This is a genomic window from Paenibacillus sabuli (genome assembly GCF_014705605.1).
Lineage (GTDB): Bacteria > Bacillota > Bacilli > Paenibacillales > Paenibacillaceae > Paenibacillus_D > Paenibacillus_D sabuli.
In genome coordinates, this window is record NZ_JACXIZ010000007.1 from 84,172 (window position 1) to 103,576 (window position 19,405).

The 19,405-nt window shown below is 63.7% G+C and carries 13 protein-coding genes and 1 pseudogene; 8 read left to right on the forward strand and 6 right to left on the reverse strand.

The features are described 5' to 3' along the window. Positions 1–167: 167 nt before the first annotated feature. The 3 genes and pseudogenes from IDH44_RS02210 to IDH44_RS02220 all read right to left on the reverse strand — a co-directional run bounded on the left by IDH44_RS02210 (position 168) and on the right by IDH44_RS02220 (position 3,049). Positions 168–548, reverse strand: a pseudogene (locus tag IDH44_RS02210) (VOC family protein). Positions 549–743: 195 nt separating this feature from the next. Then, positions 744–2,063, reverse strand: coding sequence for a 6-phospho-beta-glucosidase (locus tag IDH44_RS02215; RefSeq protein ID WP_190914249.1), 1,320 nt, complete (start codon positions 2,061–2,063; stop codon positions 744–746). Positions 2,064–2,068: 5 nt separating this feature from the next. Continuing rightward, complete coding sequence (locus IDH44_RS02220) at positions 2,069–3,049, reverse strand: N-acetylglucosamine kinase (protein ID WP_223869301.1); 981 nt, start codon at positions 3,047–3,049, stop codon at positions 2,069–2,071. Between the two features lie 98 nt (positions 3,050–3,147). Between IDH44_RS02220 and IDH44_RS02225 the strand changes: the two genes are divergently transcribed. Then, positions 3,148–3,861 carry a GntR family transcriptional regulator gene (locus IDH44_RS02225; protein WP_190914253.1) on the forward strand — a complete coding sequence of 238 codons (714 nt, stop codon included), beginning with the start codon at positions 3,148–3,150 and terminating at the stop codon, positions 3,859–3,861. Between the two features lie 95 nt (positions 3,862–3,956). On the opposite strand, the gene IDH44_RS02230 is transcribed toward IDH44_RS02225, so the two are convergent. After that, positions 3,957–6,506, reverse strand: a complete 2,550-nt coding sequence (locus IDH44_RS02230) for a hypothetical protein (protein ID WP_190914255.1) — start codon at positions 6,504–6,506, stop codon at positions 3,957–3,959. Positions 6,507–6,521: 15 nt separating this feature from the next. Continuing rightward, entirely contained in the window at positions 6,522–8,120 is a 1,599-nt protein-coding gene (locus tag IDH44_RS02235; RefSeq protein WP_190914257.1) for an S-layer homology domain-containing protein, read from the reverse strand. A gap of 452 nt (positions 8,121–8,572) precedes the next feature. Between IDH44_RS02235 and IDH44_RS02240 the strand changes: the two genes are divergently transcribed. From IDH44_RS02240 to IDH44_RS02270, 7 genes are all read left to right on the forward strand, one after another. Beyond that, entirely contained in the window at positions 8,573–9,307 is a 735-nt protein-coding gene (locus tag IDH44_RS02240) for a sugar isomerase domain-containing protein (RefSeq protein WP_190914259.1), read from the forward strand. After that, positions 9,298–10,986 (forward strand): protein O-GlcNAcase, encoded by a 1,689-nt coding sequence (locus IDH44_RS02245; RefSeq protein ID WP_190914261.1) that lies wholly within the window; start codon positions 9,298–9,300, stop codon positions 10,984–10,986. Before IDH44_RS02240 ends, IDH44_RS02245 begins: the two co-directional genes overlap by 10 nt. Positions 10,987–10,989: 3 nt before the next feature. Then, the gene (locus IDH44_RS02250) at positions 10,990–12,264 is read left to right on the forward strand and encodes an ABC transporter substrate-binding protein (RefSeq protein ID WP_190914263.1); all 1,275 of its coding nucleotides are present in this window, start codon (positions 10,990–10,992) and stop codon (positions 12,262–12,264) included. A gap of 193 nt (positions 12,265–12,457) precedes the next feature. Then, positions 12,458–13,330, forward strand: coding sequence for a carbohydrate ABC transporter permease (locus IDH44_RS02255; RefSeq protein WP_223869302.1), 873 nt, complete (start codon positions 12,458–12,460; stop codon positions 13,328–13,330). Between the two features lie 77 nt (positions 13,331–13,407). Next, on the forward strand, positions 13,408–14,298 hold the full coding sequence (locus IDH44_RS02260) for a carbohydrate ABC transporter permease (RefSeq protein WP_317890092.1): 891 nt from the start codon (positions 13,408–13,410) through the stop codon (positions 14,296–14,298). A gap of 19 nt (positions 14,299–14,317) precedes the next feature. Then, positions 14,318–15,931, forward strand: coding sequence for a sugar phosphate nucleotidyltransferase (locus IDH44_RS02265; RefSeq protein WP_190914265.1), 1,614 nt, complete (start codon positions 14,318–14,320; stop codon positions 15,929–15,931). Beyond that, the gene (locus tag IDH44_RS02270; RefSeq protein ID WP_190914267.1) at positions 15,904–16,218 is read left to right on the forward strand and encodes a hypothetical protein; all 315 of its coding nucleotides are present in this window, start codon (positions 15,904–15,906) and stop codon (positions 16,216–16,218) included. Before IDH44_RS02265 ends, IDH44_RS02270 begins: the two co-directional genes overlap by 28 nt. A 734-nt stretch (positions 16,219–16,952) precedes the next feature. On the opposite strand, the gene IDH44_RS02275 is transcribed toward IDH44_RS02270, so the two are convergent. Further along, a complete protein-coding gene (locus tag IDH44_RS02275; RefSeq protein WP_190914269.1) occupies positions 16,953–19,397 on the reverse strand; it encodes an MMPL family transporter in 2,445 nt (814 codons plus the stop codon). Between the last annotated feature and the right edge of the window lie 8 nt (positions 19,398–19,405).

Genomic DNA, 19,405 nt, shown 5'->3' on the forward strand with positions numbered 1-19,405 from the left:
ATATTTAATTTTAATTAATCATTTAATAAACTTTAATTATTTATTTAATTTAGCACAGTGAAAGACGCGCGTCAATGAATAAGCCGCAGCGAAGTCGGACTTCGCTGCGGCTTATTCTTCGCGCGGTGATGCAGTAGCCTCGCTTGACGACAACTGTCCGTACTACCTTATGCCTGCTCCATGACCGCGAAGTAATTGTCCTCGTCGTCCGCAAAATTAAAGACGCGGCCCGACGGCAGCGCGACGATATCGCCGACCGCGACCCCTTTGCCAGTCAGCTCCGCGTAGAGCTTGTCCAGGTCGGCGGTGAAGAACATCAGCGAAGGCGTGCCCAGATTCAGCTCCGGCGACATCTCGGCGACAAACGCTTTGTCGTGGAGCACGATCGTCGTCTCCGCTCCCTCGGTCGGCGCGACTTCGATCCAGCGCATCCCCTCCGATCCGTCCTCCTCCGCGACGATGACGAAGCCCGCTTATTCGGTCCAGAATGCGCGCGCCTGGTCCTGATTGTCTACATATAACATCACTTGTCCCACTTGTTGTATCACATTGATCGCTCCCTTGTCTGAATAGGATGCTCTACCGCCTTCAGTATATCACACCAAGGGAGCGCGTCTTTGCTTGAAGGCCCAACCTCGTGCGAAGGGCGCAATTTCGCGCGAATTGCGGCATCGGGAACAACAGTCGCCATTAGAATAGTATTTTGACACGGTTGGCTCGGCGCACCGGCCGCCCCCTTGGGATCACTCCGCCGCAAAAGCCGGCAAATAAGCCTTATTCTGCTCCAGGATCTCCGCCAGTACCGTGCGTGCAGCCCGCTCGTCGCCGACGAGCGGATGGATCGTCAGCGCCTGCAGCGCCGCCTCGCGACTGCCGCGCACCGCCGCCTCGACCGTCAATTCCTCATACGCCTTGACGACCTGCAGCAGGCCGCGAATCTGCGGCGGCAGCGGGCTCGCAAGCGCGATCGGGTGCGGGCCGTCCGCCTTGATGACACAATTCGTCTCGATCGCAGCGTCGTCCGGCAGGCATGCGATAATGCCGCCATTGCGCACATTCACAATCTGGATGTCGCCGGCATCGTTGTAGATCGACTTCATCAGCTGGACGGCCGCCTCGGAATAATACGCGCCGCCGCGCTGCTCCAGCTGTGCGGGCTTGTGCGCCAGATCCGGCTGCCGGTACAGCTCGAACAGCTCCGCCTCGACCGCCTTCACATCGTCGGCGCGCGTCGCGCCCGCCTCCTTGTAGCTCTCCAGCAGCTCGGCGAGCATCTCGCTCTTCATATAATAATACCGGTGATACGCGCACGGCAACGCGCCGAGCGAGCGGATGAAGTCGGCGTCCCAGGCCAGGTCGGGGATATTCTTCATCGTGAAGCCGCCGCTGTCCGACAGCCGCCCGAGGAAGTCCGCCGTACAATCCTTGCCGTCCAGCACGACACGCGTCGTCCAGTTGAGATGATTGATCCCCGCCATCTCGATGAACAGCTCCTCCGGCGCGCGCCCGTACAGCTCGGCGATCTGCATCTTCGTGCCGATCGGCAGATTGCACAGCCCGACCGAGCGGATCGACGAATACTTCGATACCGCCTCGGTCACGATGCCCGCCGGGTTGGTGAAGTTGATCAGGAAGGCCTCCGGCGCCAGCTCCTCCATTTCCTTGCAGATGTCGAGGATGACCGGGATCGTCCGCAGCGCCTTGGCGAAGCCGCCGGCACCGGTCGTCTCCTGTCCGATCAGACCGTGGGCGAGCGGGATCTTCTCATCCCGCGAGCGGGCATCGAGCCCGCCGACCCGGATCTGCGTGGAGACGAAGTCTGCCCCGCGGATTGCTTCGCGGCGGTCGAGCGTGGCGACGACCTTGATCGGCAGCCCGCTCTTCTCCACCATGCGCCGCGCCAGCTCGCCGATGACGCGCAGCTTCTCCTCTCCCTCGGCGATGTCGACCAGGCAGAGCTCGCCGACCGGGAACGTGTCGTGATAGCGAATCAGCCCCTCTACCAGCTCCGGCGTATACGAGGAGCCTCCTCCAATGACCGCGATTTTCAGCATCTTGTTCATCCTCATCACATTCCTTCAGCATAAGATTCAAAGTGGTGCAGCGTGCACGCGGCAGTCGCAATGTCCATCCGATCCATCGCCATCAGCACGGCGCCGAACACCGGCGCCAGCGTCGGGATGACCGGCTTCAGGCCGGGGTGACCGGCCCGAGCGCGGCTCAGCAGCGCCTCCAGCAGCACCGGATGACGGCCCGCCTGCAGGATGCTGCCGGTCAGCACGAGCGGCAGCTCCTCCATCTCGCCGAATCCGCCCAGCTTGCGCATGACCGTCGACGCCGACAGTCCGAGCTCCTCGCCCATCTCCCGCAGCAGCGCGAGCGACAGCCAGTCGCCGTCATCCGCAGCGTCGTGTACGACACGGGCCAGCTCCAGCGGAGCGGCAGCCAGATCATGGTCGAGATAGTGATCGACCATCTCCGCCATGCCGCCGAAGCCGAGCGCCCGGGGAATGCGCGCCGTCAGCAGCGTCTCGGGCTCCCGCCCGTCCCAGGAGCGAATCGTCCGCGCGAACGCTTGGTCCGCCAGATAGTAACCGCCGGCCCGATCGCCGAACAGCGTGCCGAACCCGCTCGCGGTAGCGGTCTCCCCCGCCCGATTGCGGCCGGCGGCATTGGTGTTGCTCCCGCACACCAGCACCACCCCGACCTGCTGCGGACTGGCCAGCCGGAGCCCCTCATAGACGTCGCACACAATGCCGAAAGGCACGCCAGCCAGCCTTCCTGCAAGCGCCGGGGTCAGTACGGCAAAATCATGCGGACGATCCGCGCCGGCCAGCCCATACTGGACGAAATCCAGCCGCTTCCGCGACAAGCCACTCGCTTGCAGCGCTTCCTGCAACGCCTCGTCCATATGCGCGACCGCTTGCTCCACGCCGGCGATCTGATGATTGGCACAGCCCGAGCGGCCGCTCCCCAGCACGCGCCCCGTCTCATCGGCAATGACGGCCAGCGTCTTGCTCCCTCCGCCATCCACTCCGGCCACGATCATGGCGCTCACTCCTTTCCTATCCATGCCTAGCAATTGCTTGCCGCTGTCTCGATATGGCATAATAGAATATAACAAAGTCTGATTTAGGGGATATTGTCATGACAAAACGAAGCCAAAGTTCGCTCTACTTTACCATTAAAGAGCAATTATTAAAGCAAATTCAGACCGGCGTCTATGAGGTCGGCCAGCGCCTGCCGACCGAGGCCGAGCTGGGCGAGCTGTTCAATGCCAGCCGCACCACCATCCGCATGGCGCTCAGCGAGCTCGAGACGGAGGGGCTGGTCGAGCGGTTGCAGGGCAAGGGCACCTTCATCAAACGCAAGGAGCTGCAATTGATTCAGTCGCGCAGCTTCGCCGAGGACATCCTCATGAACGGCCAGGAGCCCACGAGCAAAATCCTCGAAGCCAAGGTGGTCCCTGCGGAATACCCGCTGCAAGAGCATCTGGGCATCCCGGAGCTGTCCCCGGTCAATCAACTGATGCGCGTGCGGTTCGCCGACGGCGAGCCGCTGCTGTACGAGCGCACCTTCATCCCCTGGAGCCTCGCGCCCGGTCTGATCAACGACTATACGGACGGCTCGCTGTTCGCTTTCCTGGAGAGCAAGTACGGGCTCAAGGTGCACCGCTCTGTCGAGCAGCTCAAGCCGGTGCTCGCCGACCGCCAGGCGCGCAAGCTGCTTGGCGTCAAGGAAGGGGCCCCGTGCCTGCAGGTCCGCACCATCACCTACCTGGCCGACGAGACGCCTGTCGAGTACAGCTATGGCATCTTCCGCGGCGACTATCCGAGCTACACGATCGAGCGCAAGTTCTAGCCCGTCAGGACGGACTGGAAAGGAGGGGGAAGCATGTCCCCCTCCTTTTTTTCGCGCTCCCTTTGCGCTGCCTTCGCGTTGCCTTCGCGCCGCCTTTATTCCGCGATAATCTCGAAGTAGCGGCCAAGCCAGTACGGCAGCAGGAAGACCGTGCCGGCCTCCATATCGCCTTTATTGTAATTGTAGTCCGGATTGGCGCCGCTCGTCTGGTCATCGGCCTCGAACGGATTGCTGTTGTGCTTGTGAATCCGACGCTCGTCCGGTGCCAGCGCATAATTGGTCTGCTTGTTCTCGTCGTCGCGATCGCCGGGCTCGATGTACAGCACATCCTGACGGTTGTACTGGGCCTGGAACGTGATCATGTATTCGCTGTAGCGGTTCAGATACCGCACGGCGGAGGCCAGATCGACGTCCGTCCGCTCCGGATGCGCCAGCTGATACAAGAAGGTGTAGAACGGATTCTCCTCGCGCACCTCATTGGTGTACCACTGGTCATAGACATCCACGATCTGCTGATGGCGACCTTCGTCTTCCTCCAGCATGATCAGGATGTAGACCGGGAACCAGCCGAGCTCCTCGTCGGAGTAGTTGATGTATTGCGTCCAGTCGTTGTGGATCGTCGCATTGGCATTGCTGCCGTACTCCTCGATCGTATCGCGCGTCACGATCGTGTTGTCATGATCGCTGTAGGCATTGGTCGCCTGACGGACGAGACGGCGTTCGATGTACTCCCCGGCCATCTCGATGTAACCCTTGCCGTTGACGAACGGCTCCTCCGTGCTATAGCTGTCCGCAAAGGCGAGATCGTACGCATCCTTGTACTTCTGCACCGTGTCCGGATAGCGCTCCGCCGTGACGTGAATCGCCGTCTTGAGCGCAGCCATCACCTCGAGCGCGTTGAGCGGTCCGTCCTCATAGCCGTAGGAGAGCGCGTCGTCGCCGTTCTCGTCGACACCGACACCTGCCGCCCATTCGTCCTGCTCCTGCATCACGCCGAGGCTGTCGTTGAAGTACTTGGCCAGCCAGCGCGACCACTGCGTCGACTTGCCGGTCGCATCCTCGATGTAATAATGGTCGTCCTTGAGGATCAGCTCGGTCATGCGATGCGCCGCTTCCTCAATGTAGAACTTCAGCTCCTGCAGCTCCTCATCCTCGGCGTCGCCCACCAGGTATTCATACGCGGTGTAGAACAGCGCGTAGTGCCCGATGACTTCGTCGGAGGACGTATCGGCCTTGTACACGATCTGATTCATGTCGACATGTCCGTCGACGAGCGCATACGCGGGGAACAGATCGTTGAAGAAGGTCGGAATCTGCTCGTACACCGGCGCGGTCAGCTGGAATAGCGGCTTGTTGTCCGGACCGGTCGTCTTGTCCTCGGCCGCCTCGGCGTTGTTGGTCGCCGCGGTAATGACCGGCATCACCTGATAGACCGGCTCGCCGTCCACCGTATCGACGATCGTCCGGATGTCCGTGCCCAGCTTCTGCCCGTCCGGGCGCGTCGCGTTGAGCGCGTCGATCGCAGCCTGGCTCAGCCCCAGCCCGTTGTAGTTCATGACGTCGGTGCCGCCGCTCGGGAAGAGCCGGGAGCCGGTTTTCTTCTCCGCATCCTTCGTGACGCGGACGATCGAGTAGCCGATCGGCTCGGCGTCGTCGCGTTGCAGGCTCGGGATAATGCCGTTCGGGTTGACGGCCTCTTCGCCGACTACATGCTGGAACCAGAAGCCGTTTTTGCCCTGGAAGCCGTACACGGAGTCGCCGACGGTCGCCGCGTTGTCCTCGCTCGTCAGCATGTACGAGCGCGCCGGGAAGCCATTGCCCCGACCCGAGACGTAATCGAGCACCAGCACCGCCTTGGTGGCGCGCATCGCCGCCGCGCGGGCCTCGTCCATCTCGGCCTGCTGGCTCGCCGTCGGCTCCGCGCCGTACTGCTCCTGCAGGGAACGGTAGCGGAAGATCTCGCCCATGGCGTACATCGCCGTCCACAGGCCGTCATTGTCGGACGTGCTCGGCACCGAGGAGAACACGCCGGTCTCCGAATTGTAGTCGATGAAGTCCTTGCCCGGATCGGTCTCGGTAAAGGTAAAGTCGCTGCTCGACACCATGCCGAAGCGATCGTGCACATCCTCCACGATGCGCTCGTACTTGCCGGTCTTCTCCTGCAGCGTCATCTCCGGCATCGCGATATGCGTCACGCCGCTGGCCGTCTCGACCCAGATGCCGCCGGCGCCGTCTGCAGCCAGGCCGGTCACATGATCGTCGCCGCCGTACAGATAGCGGGGACCTGCGAAGTACTGCACGATATCGCGCGTATCCGGCGCCGTGAAGTCGACGCGCTGCAGCCCCGTCTCCGTACCGATCCAGTATACGCCGTCCTCATCCTGCAGCGCGGCCGTCACATCGGAGGTCGTCGCCACCGGCAGGAACGCCAGATCCTGCACCTCCCGCACCCAGCCGATCTTGTCCGGGATCGAGGCAGAGCCGGCCTTGTAGTAGGTCACTTCCTTCGTCTGGACCGCTTCGAGCTGCACGGTATCGTAGGCCGCACCGGGCAGCTTGGCCGCCAGTGCGGTAAGCGGCGCGCTCACCAACAATGTGGTGGTCAGTGCCAGCGACACGACCATCCGTTTTCTCATTTTGGACATCCGGAATCCTCCTCGTTACTGATAGATATGCGATACGCCCGTCTCGGTAATGGCGAACACGCCGCGCGCGCCGTCGTCGATCAACAGCAGCACGCGATCATCCGCCAATTGCCTGCCCGCCGCGTCATAGGCGGTCATCCGATTCGTGGCCAGCTCGATGCGCGTCACGCCTTCGTCAGTGCCGAGCCACAGGACCTTGCGATCCACGCTCAGCACCGAGCTATTGACGCCGCGCAGCGACGGGAAGATCGACGGCTTCACGGTGAATTCGTAATCGACAAAAGTCGCAGCATTGACCAGATCCGGCATCTCGACCTCCGGATTGGCGATCGACGGCGTATAGGTCGGATCGCCGAGGAAGCCCAGGTACGTCTTGACCAGCCCTTCTGCGCCGTCGTCGGCCAGCTTGGCCGCGGCCTCTTCATAGGTGTACAGCGCCGTCTTCCGGGCCGTTCCGGCTCCATTCCCTCCGTTCGATCCGCCGCTGGCAGGGTCTGATCCGGCTTCGTACCCCTGCGACACGGTCACACCGCCGATAACGACGGTCTGGCCGTCCAGTTTCAATGCCTCAGGCGTAATCTCCAGCACGATGCCGGAGGCCTGCACGACGGCCAGCTTGATCGTGCCCGAGCCGGCGATACTTGCCGCAGCCTTGCCGTACAGCGTACCGATCACGCTATCCGCATCCAGCACCAGCTTGCCGCCTGCGGTCAGCACGATCACTTCGCCCGCCTCGGCGCCTTCGAATACGATCCGAACCGGACCGCCTGATTTGTTGACAATGACTGTGCCGATCTCGCTGTCGGTGATCACAATGCTGTTCACGCCGCCGGCGCCGATGTACAGCGTGCCTGCAATCGTCGTGCCGCTGATCGTAAAGTCGCCTTCGCCGATGCCGGGAGCCAGGTAGACATCGCCGGTGAAGGCCGCGTCCTTCAAAGTGCCGCCCGCCGTATTGACGACGAGATTGCCCCCTGTCATGCCGCTGTGGATCGCGTCGTCCGCGATCAGCGCACCCATCGCATTGTGAATCATCTTGATCGCCTCGGCGCGTGTGAGCGGCTTCGCCGGGAGATAGAGGCCGTCCGGCGTCCCGGCCACATAGCCGGCGTCCTTGAGCGCGTAGACCGCTGCATCCGCCCAGTCCGGGATCGCGTCATCGTCAGCGAACGGCACCGTCGCCGCAGCTGTCGCCTCCACTTGAAAAGCGCGAGCGAGCATGACCGCCGCCTCGGCGCGCGTCACATGCCGCTGCGGCTCCACCAGAGCGCCGCCCGTCCCCTCCATGATGCCTGCTGCGGCAGCCTTGCGGATATCCGCCGCGTACCAGGCGCCTGCCGGCACATCGCGGAAGTCCGGCGCATCGTCCGCGATGTAGCCGAACACCCGATTCAGCATCGCCGCCAGCTCCGCCCGCGTAACGTTGCGGCCGGGCTCAATTTCGCCGTTCGCGTTGCCCTGCAGCAGCCCGTTGCTTTTCCAATACGCGATCTCCGAGGCCGCCCAGTCCGGCATCCGCTCCGGTGCGGCAGCCGCGGTCACACCCGCCCACACGGCGCAGACGATCAGCATGGCCGCGAGCATGATGCTTGTACGTTTTAAATGAATCCCCATTGATAAGCCTCCTCTGGCATTGAATGCGTCTTGCCCTTTCTCTCTTCTGGCCCTGTCGATCGGTTACACGTTCGCCGCACTTGCGCTCGTCACACCTCCACCATGTAAGTTTCCCTTCCAAATGCATATGCCGCCAACAATCGACATCGCATGACAAATTGCCGATTTGTAGTAACATATAGATCCATTCTATTTTTAGTCACAACGAGTTGTCAATGCATTTTTCTGATCCGCTTCGCAATCCGAGAGGTGAAAGCAATTGATTTACATTCATTAAATCCTATATTACCGCTGCATTTTCAAATCATTGGATCCAAAAAATCAATTGACATTTCCCATGTGGGAGGATTAAGATAAACTAAGTTGTTACTACAAATTAACAAAGTCGTATATCGCAATTTGTGAGATGTGTGTCATGTGCAGGGACACAAGACTACAAAGGGGGAAGGAATATGCAGGCAGCAACCCGCTATTTGCAGCTCGTCCGCGCCCAGCTCGAGCAGGCCGCACAGCAGCAAGAGGCGATCGGCGCGGCAGCCGGGCTCGTGGCCCGCGCCATCGGCGGCGGCGGGCTATGGCATCTGTTCGGCACCGGACATTCGCACCTGCTGGCGGAGGAGATGTTCTATCGGGCCGGCGGGCTCGCTGCGGTCAACCCGATCCTGGAAGAAGGGCTGATGCTGCACCGCGGCGCCGCGCAGAGCACGGCGCTGGAGCGGCTGGCGGGCCTCGCCGACGTCGTACTCGATCAACAGCCGACCTCGCCGGGCGATGCGCTGCTGATCGTCTCCAATTCGGGCCGCAATGCCGTGCCGATCGAGATGGCGCTGGCCGCCAGGCGCAAAGGAATAGCCGTCATCTCGCTGAGCAGCCTGCAGAGCGCAGCTGTCGTGACGTCGCGCCACGCTAGCGGCCGGCTGCTGCACGAGCTAGCCGACGTGGCGCTCGACAACATGACCGTGCCCGGCGATGCGGCGCTCGACATCGACGGCGTGGCGCAGCGGGTCTGCGCCACATCCACCGTGACCGGCGCCGCGCTGCTGCAAGCGGTAGCGGCCGCGGCGATCGAGCAGCTCGCCGCGGCGGGCGGCGCGCCGGCCGTGTTCGCCAGCAGCAACGGCGATGCCGGCGATGCGCACAACCGGGCGCTCATCCAGCGCTATAAGGGGGCCGTGCGGTGCCTGTAGCGTGGACGATTCATTGCCATGATGAGGAGCTGCGGCAGGCGGCGCAGGACTGGCTCGCGCAAGCGCAGCTATCGGGAGCGCCGCTGCCGCAGGCGGGCGAGCTCCTCGTGCGCATCGTGCGCGAGCCCGTGGAGCCGCCTTCGTGCGCCGACGCAGCCTCCGCCGCGCTCGCGGCGCACGAAGGCTATGCGCTCGTCACCAGCGGCCGGCCGCCTCGGGCCGAGGCGCAGATCGGCTGCGGCGGTCGGCGCGGGCTCTATTACGCCCTGGAGGAGCTGCGGCAGCTGGCCGGCGCGGCGCACTGGCGCGAAGTGCGGCAGCGCACCGCGCCGCGCTTCCCCGTCCGGGGCATCGTGGAGGGCTTCTACGGCCCGCCGTGGACCGCCGCGCAGCGGCTGGAGATGCTGGCGTACATCGCAGCCCGCCGGATGAATACCTATGTGTACGCGCCCAAGGACGACCCGTACCACCGCTCCTGGTGGCGGGAGCCTTACGACGGCCCGGCGCTGGAACAACTGGCCGCGCTGCTGGCGCGCGCGCAGGAGCTGGCGCTCGACTTCGTCTACTGCTTGTCTCCCGGTCTCTCCATGCGCTATGCCGCCGACGAGGACTACCGCGCGCTGCTGACCAAGACGCGGCAGCTGTTCGATCTGGGCGTGCGCCGCTTCGGGCTGCTGCTCGACGACATTCCGCCCCGGCTGCAGCACCGGATGGATGTCGACGCCTTCCCCGATCTGACGAGTGCCCAGATCGCGCTGATCCGCCGCTATTACGCCGATCTGCTGGCCTGGGATCCCGCGATCCGGCTCGTCGTCTGTCCGACCGGCTACTGGGGCAAGGGCGACGAGCCCGAGCTGGCGGCGCTCGGGGCGGGCATCGATCCGCGAATCGATCTGTTCTGGACGGGGCGCAACATCTGCTCCCAGGAGCTGACGCTGGCCGAGGCGGCGCTATTCAGCCGCTCGGCCCACCGTCCGCCGCTGTACTGGGACAATTATCCGGTGAACGATATGGCGATGACCTGCGAGATGCATATCGGCCCGTATCGTCTGCGCGACCGTCATCTGTACCGCTTCAGCCGCGGCATCATCGCCAATGTCATGCCGTATGCCGCATGCTCGCGGCTGCCGCTGGCCACGATCGCCGACTACGCCTGGGACCCGGAGGGCTATGATCCCGAAGCCAGCTGGCAGGCGGCGCTCGCCCGCAGCGTGCCGGATGAGCTGCAGCAGCCGCTGGCGCTGCTGGCCGATAATGTGCGCGCCAGCTGCTTCGGTCCGCCGGAGTCGCCGGCGCTCGAGGAAGCGCTCGCCCGCAGCCTGTTCAACCGGCTGTATCAGCCGGAGGCCGGCGACTGGCGACTGGCGCTCGAGTCGCATCTGACGCGGCTCGCCGCCGCCGCCGACGCGCTGCGCGACCGTGCGTGCGAGCTGCCGCTGCTGGACGAGCTGCGGCCCTGGACCGAGCAGTTCGCGGGCGGCATCCGGCTGCTGCAGCAAGCGGCCGATTGTCTGGCCGCGCCTTCGGAGGCAACGTGCCGATTGCTGCGGGCGGCGCTCGACCATTACGAACGGCAGCAGCGGCATGCCCAGGTATTCGGCGATGTGCTCAGCGGATATGTCCTGGAGGTGTTGGCGCAATCTTCCACACCGACCACAACCAAAAACGAGGGGTGTTAAACAATGAAAAAATGGATCACCGGTTCAATGGCGCTAATGGTAGTCGGAAGTGTCGTCGCAGGCTGCGGCAATAATGAGGAGAGCGGCGGCGAGGACAAGGTGCTGCGCATCGCGATGGGCTCGCCCGGCGAAGCGATGATCGCGGTATGGGAAGAGATCGCAGACGAATTCGAAAGCGCCAATCCCGGCGTCACGGTCGAATACACGTTCCAGGACGACGATACCTACCAGACGGTCGGCCTGCCCAATCTGCTCAGCGGCAACAATGCACCGGATCTGTACTTCGAGTGGGCCGGCGAACGCCTCTACAACCGGATCAATGACGGCTTCGCCGCGGACATCACGACTCAGCTCGAGGAGAGCGGCCTGGGCGACATGTTCGCCGAAGGCTCCTACAACGGCATGACGGTCGACGGCAAGACGTATATGATCCCGACCGCCGGCGACGTCACCAACGTCATCTTCTACAACAAGCAAGTATTCGACGAGCTCGGCATCGGCGAGCCGCAGACGTGGGCGGAATTCCTCGCCGCTTGCGAAGCGGTGAAGGCCTCCGGCATGACGCCGATCACCGTCGGCAACCTCGACCTGTGGACGGCCGGCAACTGGATCGGCCATCTCCTCTCGCGCGTCGTCGGCGAGGACGCCTACAGCAATGCGCTCCAGCTCGAAGAGCCGTTCCAGTCGGACGACTTCGTCCAGGCGTACACCCTCGTGCAGGAGCTGTGGGACAGAGGCTACGTCAACGACAACATCAACGCCATCTCCGACAGCGAATCGGATATGCTCTTCCTCAACGGCCAGGCGGCGATGCACCCGATCGGCAGCTGGCTCGTGCCGACCGCGCTCGAGGAAGCGCCGGAGCTGGAGATGGGCTACTTCAACCTGCCGACCATCGAAGGCGGCAAGGGCGATCAGGGCAGCGTGATCGGCGTGCTCAACGGCATGGTCGTCAACGCCAAGTCGTCGATGACGGACGAGGCGATCGCCTTCATGCAGCTCTACAGCTCGGATGAATCGTCGGCCAAGCTGTCGGCCGCCGGCGCCGTGCCGATCACCACGACCGGGCTCGACCGCGACAACACGCCGGAGCTGTCGATCCGTCTGAACGATCTGCTCGCCGAGGCGCCGACGGTCGTCGCACCGCCGGACACCGGCTACTCGATCGAGGTGGCCAATGCGCTCAACACCGCGACCTCGCAGGTCATCGGCGGCGCCAAATCGCCGGCGGACGCCTTGAAGCAGCTGGAAGAGACGGTCGCGCCGCTGAAAAAGTAACACGCACACGCAGCACCATAGCGCCATTGTGTCATGCAAACGTCCGGGATCGGCAGTCCCCGCCTTGGACGAATCAGCGCCACCGCCTGCGAGGCGGAGCCGGCCGCACACTAGCCATTCCTGCCCCGCAGCGGCATGACCATGCGCGTCATGCCGCTGCGGCGCGCTTCACTACCGGAAGGGAGGAATTCGATTGCTTCGCAAAGCTTCACCGTACCTGTTCGCGCTGCCGGCCGTGCTCGTCTTTGCCTTCACCATTCTCGTGCCGATTGTCATGACCTTCGCGTTCAGCTTCTATGACTGGAACGGCTACGGCGAGATGCGCTTCATCGGGCTGGACAACTACGACCGCGCCTTGCACGACCGGATCTACCTCAGCTCGTACACCCATATCTTCATCTATATCGCTGCCACGGTAGTGCTGGAGGTGCTGGTCGGACTCGGACTGGCCGGCCTGATCACGATGGGGCGCAAGGGCAGCAGCTTGTTCCGGGTGGCGCTGTTCACGCCGGTCATGCTGCCGATGATCGTCGTCTCGTTCTTGTGGCGCTTCGTCTACAATTCCGACTTCGGACTGATCAATACTGTGCTGCGCGCAGTCGGGCTGGACAGTTGGACCCAGGTGTGGCTGGGCAATCCCGACACCGCCCTGCTCGCCATCTGCTTCGTCTCGGGCTGGGTATACGCCGGGTTCTACATGACGATCTTCTATTCCGGTATCCAGCGCATCTCCAAGGACGTCTACGAATCGGCGTACCTGGATGGCGCGCACGAGGGCCATATCTTCTTCCGCATCAAGGTGCCGATGATCCGCGGTCTGGTCAAGACCGGCATCATGCTGTGCGTGCTGACCGGCTTCCAGTCATTCGATCTGTTCTACGTCATGACCAACGGCGGCCCGTACAATTCCACCGAGATCGTGCCGACCTATCTGGTCAAGGTCGTCTTCTCGCACATGAGCACCGGCTACGGCTCCGCGCTGGCGGTCATTCTGACCCTCGTCATCGCCGCCCTCGGCCTGCTGGCCAACAAGCTGGGGCGCAAGGGCGATGCCCTGGAGTACTGACAGTCATGCCAATCTGGCGTATTGACGAACCGGCGTACGCATGATGGCATGCGATTCAAAAATGGAGGTGCCTACTCGTGGCAAGTCTGCCCACCGATCTGAATCACCGGCTGACGTCCTTTGACCAAGGGCTGACCTCGGCCAAGCGCCGCAAGTGGCGGTCGCACACACTCTATTACCTTGTCATGGTCGCAATCTCCTGCGGTACGTTTTACCCGCTGATCTGGCTGTTATTGTCCTCCTTTCGGGAGAATCGGGACATTTTCATGGCGCCGTTCGCCTTGCCCGAGCAGCTCAATTTTCACAATTGGGCGGAGGCGTGGCGAATTGGCAACATGTCGACCTATGCCAAGAACAGCGTGCTCGTCACCTCTGTGACGCTGATCTGCATTCTGCTGTTCGCCAGTCTGGCCGCCTTTGCGCTGAGCAAGCTGAAGTTTCGCGGCAGCGGCCTGCTGATGCTGCTGTTCGCCTTCGGCCTGTTCATGCCGCTGCAGTCGTTCTTCATCGCGCAGAGCTATATCTTCGAGCAGCTGCACCTGAAGGACTCCTACATGGGCCTCATCCTGCCCTATACAGGCGTCGGGCTGCCGCTGGCGATCTTCCTGCTCAAGGCGTACCTCGACTCGATTCCGAAGGATCTGATGGAGGCCGCGCGCATGGACGGCTGCGGCGACTTCACGCTGTTCAGCCGCATCGTGCTGCCGCTGCTCATGCCTTCGCTCGCCACGGTCGGCATCTTCTCTGCGCTCAATACGTGGAACGAGCTGCTGCTGGCGATGCTCTATATCCAGACCGACGCGCTCAAGACGATCCCGGTCGGCCTGCTGGCCTTCTCCAGCCGCTACATGACCGATTACAAGCTGCTCTTCTCCGCGCTCGCGCTCATCACGCTGCCGATGATCGTGGTGTACGTGTTCTTCCATCGCTACATCGTCGCCGGACTGACCGAAGGCGCCATCAAATAAACGAAACGGGGGAGATCGGATGAAAAAAGCGGTCCTGCTGGCCGCAGGGGAAGGCCAGAAGATGTGGCCATACGGGGCGATTCGGCCAAAAGCGCTGCTGCCGGTCGGCGCGCGGCCGCTCATCGCCTGGCAACTGGAGCTGCTGCTGGAACTGGGGATGGAACAGATCATCGTCGTCACCGGACACAAGGGCGAGCAGATTGGACATTGGCTGCAGCATGCGAGCGGGCTGAGCGAGACCGAGCGGCAGCGCATCGCGCTCGTATCCGCCGGCGCCGCGGCCGCGCCGCTGCCGCCGGGCACGGCGCGCTCGCTGCTGGCTGCAGCCGACCTGCTCCGCGGGGAGACGAGCTTCCTCGTGCTGTACGCCGACATCTGGGTAGAGCGGCACGATCTCGCCCGGCTCCTCGCGCAGCCGCTGCGGGATCGGACAGGCAGCGAGGCTGCGGCGGCGCTGGCGGTGCCGCTCGGGAGCGAGCGGCAGAGCGACTGGATCTGCTGCCGCCTGGAGGCCGCGGAGAGGTCGGCGCCGGACAGCCCGGGCGGCGCCGATGGAGGGACGGGGCAATGGATAGATCGTGGAGATGACGCACATATCGGCAGCACGACTGATGAATGGGCCGGAATCCATCGGGAGGAGCGGACTACGGCGTCGAAGGGCCCGGCTTCGCCATCCCGGGGGCCCTCCGTCACGCCCGCTGCTCGGATCGCGGCGATCTGCGGCCATCCCCGCGACGGCTACACGCACCGCTGCGGCGGCGCTTACGCGCTGCCGCAGCGGTTCCTCTCGTATTGCGCCGCCTCGTCCGGGCGCTTCACCGCCGTGCAGGTCGGCATGATGCCGCCGGAGGCGAGCGAGCTGGAGCAGGCGCTGGCGGACTGGCTCGCAGACGGCCGCGAGCTGGCTGCAGTCGAGACGCAGCGCCCCTGCTACGACCTCGACAAGCCGTGGCATATCCTGCAGGCGAGCGCGCGCGCAGTCAGCGCCTCCTGCGCCGAGCTGGGCGGCCATGAATTGGCCGAGGGCGCGTCCATCGATCCGAGCGCGCAGATCGGCGGCTACGTGCGGCTCGGCCGCAACAGCCGGATTGGCCGCCACGTCACGATCAAGGGCTCGGCGATCGTCGGCGACGACACGGTGATCGAGGACGGCGCGCTGCTGCTCGGCGACCACCGGATCGGCAGCCGCACGCACCTGGCCAATACGTGCCTGCTCGCGCCCGGCGCCTCGGTCGGCAACGGCTGCGTCGTCAATCACTGCGCCGAGCTCGACGGCCTCCTCATGGACGGCGTCTACCTCTACCACTATATGGAGGTGTACGGCATCGTCGGGACCGGCGCCGACCTCGGCGCGGCGACCGTCTGCGGCAGCCTGCGCTTCGACGACGGGCAGACGACACACCGCATCCGGGGCCGCCGGGAATGGCCGCAGGCCTGGGGCGACGCCGTATTCATCGGCGACTACGCGCGCACCGGCGTCAATGCGATCCTGATGCCGGGTGTCAAGACCGGCGTCTACAGCATTGTCGGCCCCGGCGTCGTGCTCGAGCGCGACCTGCCCGACCGCACGCTCGTGCGCGTCCAGCAGGAGCTCAAGTACCAGCCGTGGGGGCCCGAGCGCTACGGCTGGTAGGCACGCGCCGGGCGGACGAAGCAGGCAGGCGCTGCGGCGGAGCGGGGCTCGCGAGCCGGTGCATGGCGGCGGGACGGGCGAAGCAGGCAAAGCGTTGGAGCGACGCGGTGCAGGCCAGGCAGGAAGCTGCCGCGAGGCGCTACGGAGCTAACGAGCCGATGCATGTCGGCATGGCGCGGCGGCCTTCGCCGGGCGGGGCGCTCCGGGGCCTGGTCGAGCGACGCAGGCAGACGGGCGCTCCACGGCTAACGGTTGCCAGCGTGCTTATTTCGATCAATTTCAGGTGATTTCTAGTCTAGCGGTTGCCACAGCGCTTATTTGGCCTCAATAGCGTTTTTTCGATTGATTTCAAAAAAATAAGACCTGTGGCAACCGTTAAAATTCAATCGGCGCTTTTTTGGGCGCAATAGCCGCTGCGGCAACCGTTAGGTTCGTTGGCGCATGGTGAAGGGATCCAGACAGACGGTTTCCATCGCATCAGCTTATTCTGTAATGGACGCTTAGAAGGTTCTACAAGGCCAAATCCACCTTATTTGATGCGCTAAGCGTCGCTGATGTGCGCTGATGTCCATTACAAGTTACAAATCATTCGCTGCGCCTACCGCAACCTTTGCCATTCACCAAGTAAACTTCACAGGCGCTGCGTATGATCTACGCAACCTCCATTTGCTCTGCGTGCTATCCGAATGGTCTACGCATTCTTCGTATGGTCTGCGCGTTCTCCGAATGGTCCGCTATATCTTCCTAACCTTCTACCGGTATCTTCTCCCACATGATGTGTGCACGCCAAAATGGCGCCGCTTCAAAGCCGGCGCCATTTCATATGCCAATTGCGCGGAACTGCGCGAGTGACCACGATGTGAGCTGAGGCAGCCATTCGTACCGTCACCGCCGCCTATACTTGACGCGTTTGTTGCGATGCGGCGAGCCTTGGCTCGCGCTGTCTGCGCCATAGCGGCAGTCCTCGCAGTCAGCGCTTTATACGCCATAGCGGCAGTCCTCGCAGTCACTGCCAGACCCACTACGTGGTTTTGCCGGTGCTCTCCTCAGCCTTGAGCTTGACCAGCAGCTTGTCGCCCTCGACATCAAGATTCGGCAGGAGCCGATCGAGCCAGCGCGGCAGCCACCACGCCTTGTCGCCGAACAGCGACATCACCGCCGGTACGAGCGTCATCCGAATCAGGAAGGCATCGAGCAGGATGCCGATCGCCAGCGCAAAGCCGATCTGCTTGATCATGATGTCATGCGTGAAGATAAAGCCGGCAAAGACGGAGACCATGATGAGCGCGGCCGCCACCACCACCCGGCTCGCCTGATCGTAGCCGTGAATGACGCTCTCGCGGCCGCGGTGTCCGTGCACGTACGATTCGCGCATCGACGAGACGAGGAAGACCTGGTAGTCCATCGCCAGCCCGTACAGGATGCCGGTGACCATGATCGGCATGAAGCTCATGACCGGCCCGCCCGTATCGAAGCCGAACAAATCGTGCAGCCAGCCCCACTGGTAGACCGCCGTCGTCGCGCCGAACGTAGCCAGCACGCTGAGCAGGAAACCCGCGGTCGCCTTGACCGGCACGAGGATCGAGCGGAAGACGAGCAGCAGGATGATCAGCGACAAGACGACGATGATGACGATGTAGAGCGGGAATACCTCCGCCAGCTTCGCCGACATGTCGAGGTTGATCGCTGTGAAGCCGGTCACGCCGAGCGTGACGCCGTAGGTGCCGGCCAGCGCGGCATCCGGATCGCGCAGCGTCTCCACGAGCTCCTGGGTCGCTTCGTCCGTCGGCCCGGTCTCGGGGATCACATTGAAGATGGCGATGCTGCCGTCCTCGTTGACGCCGAGCGGCGAAGCGACGGATACGTTGTCGATGCCCTGCAGCTCCATCGTCAGGCCGCCGAGCGCCTCCGGTCCGATGGCGCCGCCGGGTTCGCGCGGCTCGGCGACGATCAGCAGCGGCCCGTTGAAGCCTTCGCCGAATCCCTCGGAGATCGCCTCGTAGCTCTGCCGCTGCGCCGTATCGAGATTCGCCGATCCGCCCGTCGGGATGCCCAGCTTCATCTCACCGACAGGGATCGCCATGACCCCGAGCACCACGATGACGCCGACAATGACGAGCCAGCGCAGCTTGACGACGCTTCTCACCCAGCGATCCGCGATGCCATTGCGCTTGACGGCCGTCTTGGCGCGGCTCTTCTCCCGCGCCTTCGGCGAGCAGATCCGCTCGCCGACCAGACCGAGCAGCGCCGGCAGCAGCGTGAGCGCCACCAGCACGTCGAGCAGCACCGTCACCGAGGCGACGAGCGCCATCATGCTGAGGAAGGACAGCCCGATCACGAGCAGGCCGCACAGCGCGATGATGACCGTCAGCCCGGCGAAGAACACCGCGCTGCCCGCCGTGCCGATCGCCCGGCCCGCCGCTTCGCGGGCGCTGAGGCCCTGATCGAAGATGAGCCGGCGCTGCCGATTGACGATGAAGAGCGCGTAGTCGATACCGACGGCCAGCCCGACCATCAGCGCCAGCACCGGCGTGATCGAGTTCATCGTCACGAAGCTGCTGATCGCATACGCGCCGCCGACGCCGATGCCGACGCCGAACAACGCCACGAGCACCGGCAGACCGGCGGCGACGAGCGAGCCGAGCGTGAGGATGAGCACGACGACGGCGATGACCAGCCCGTAGATCTCGTTGGTGCCGATCGGGATCTCCACCGGCTTGAGCGTATCGCTCGGCAGCGCCGTGATGCCCGTGCCGTCCTCCGCTGCCGAGATGGCTTCGATGACGTCGTCCGTGACGCCGGCAGGCAGCGAGTTTAATTGCATCGTAAATTGGAATTGGAACAGCGCGACGCTGCCATCATTAGCGATCAGGACGCCCGGCACCGGCATACCGTCCGCCATGAGCGGACCGTATGGCGGCATGTTCGCCGGCATCTGACCTTGGGCGCCGCCGGCTTGGGGCTGTTCACCGCCAGCCTGGCCTTGCCCGGCTGCGCCGCTTGCAGCGGGCGCCTGTCCCGCAGAGGCATCGCCAGCTTGACCTTGCGCTGCCGCGCCGCCGCCCTGCTGCATCTGGCCGCCTTCCATGGCCGCCGTGCCGCCTTGCTGGCCCATCGCACCGGCGGCAGCTGCCAGCTCGGCCGTATTGATGACATACTCCTGCTCGTAGACCTCGCCGATCGCTTCGAACATCGCCGCGATGCGCTCCGGCGTATCGAGCCGCTCGCCCCCCGGCGCGGTGAAGACGACGCTCGCCTGACCGCCGGACGCTTCCGGCAGCTCCTGCTCCAGCTTGTCCAGCACCTTTTGCGCCTCGGTGCCCTCCAGCTTGAGGTCCGAGCTCGTGCTCATGCCGTTGACGCCGAGCATCGTCAGGACGACGGCCAGCACGAGGACCCATGCCCCGATGAACGTCCAGGGCCGCGCATACGCAGTCTTGCCCAGCTTGTACAGAAATGTAGACATCGATGTAC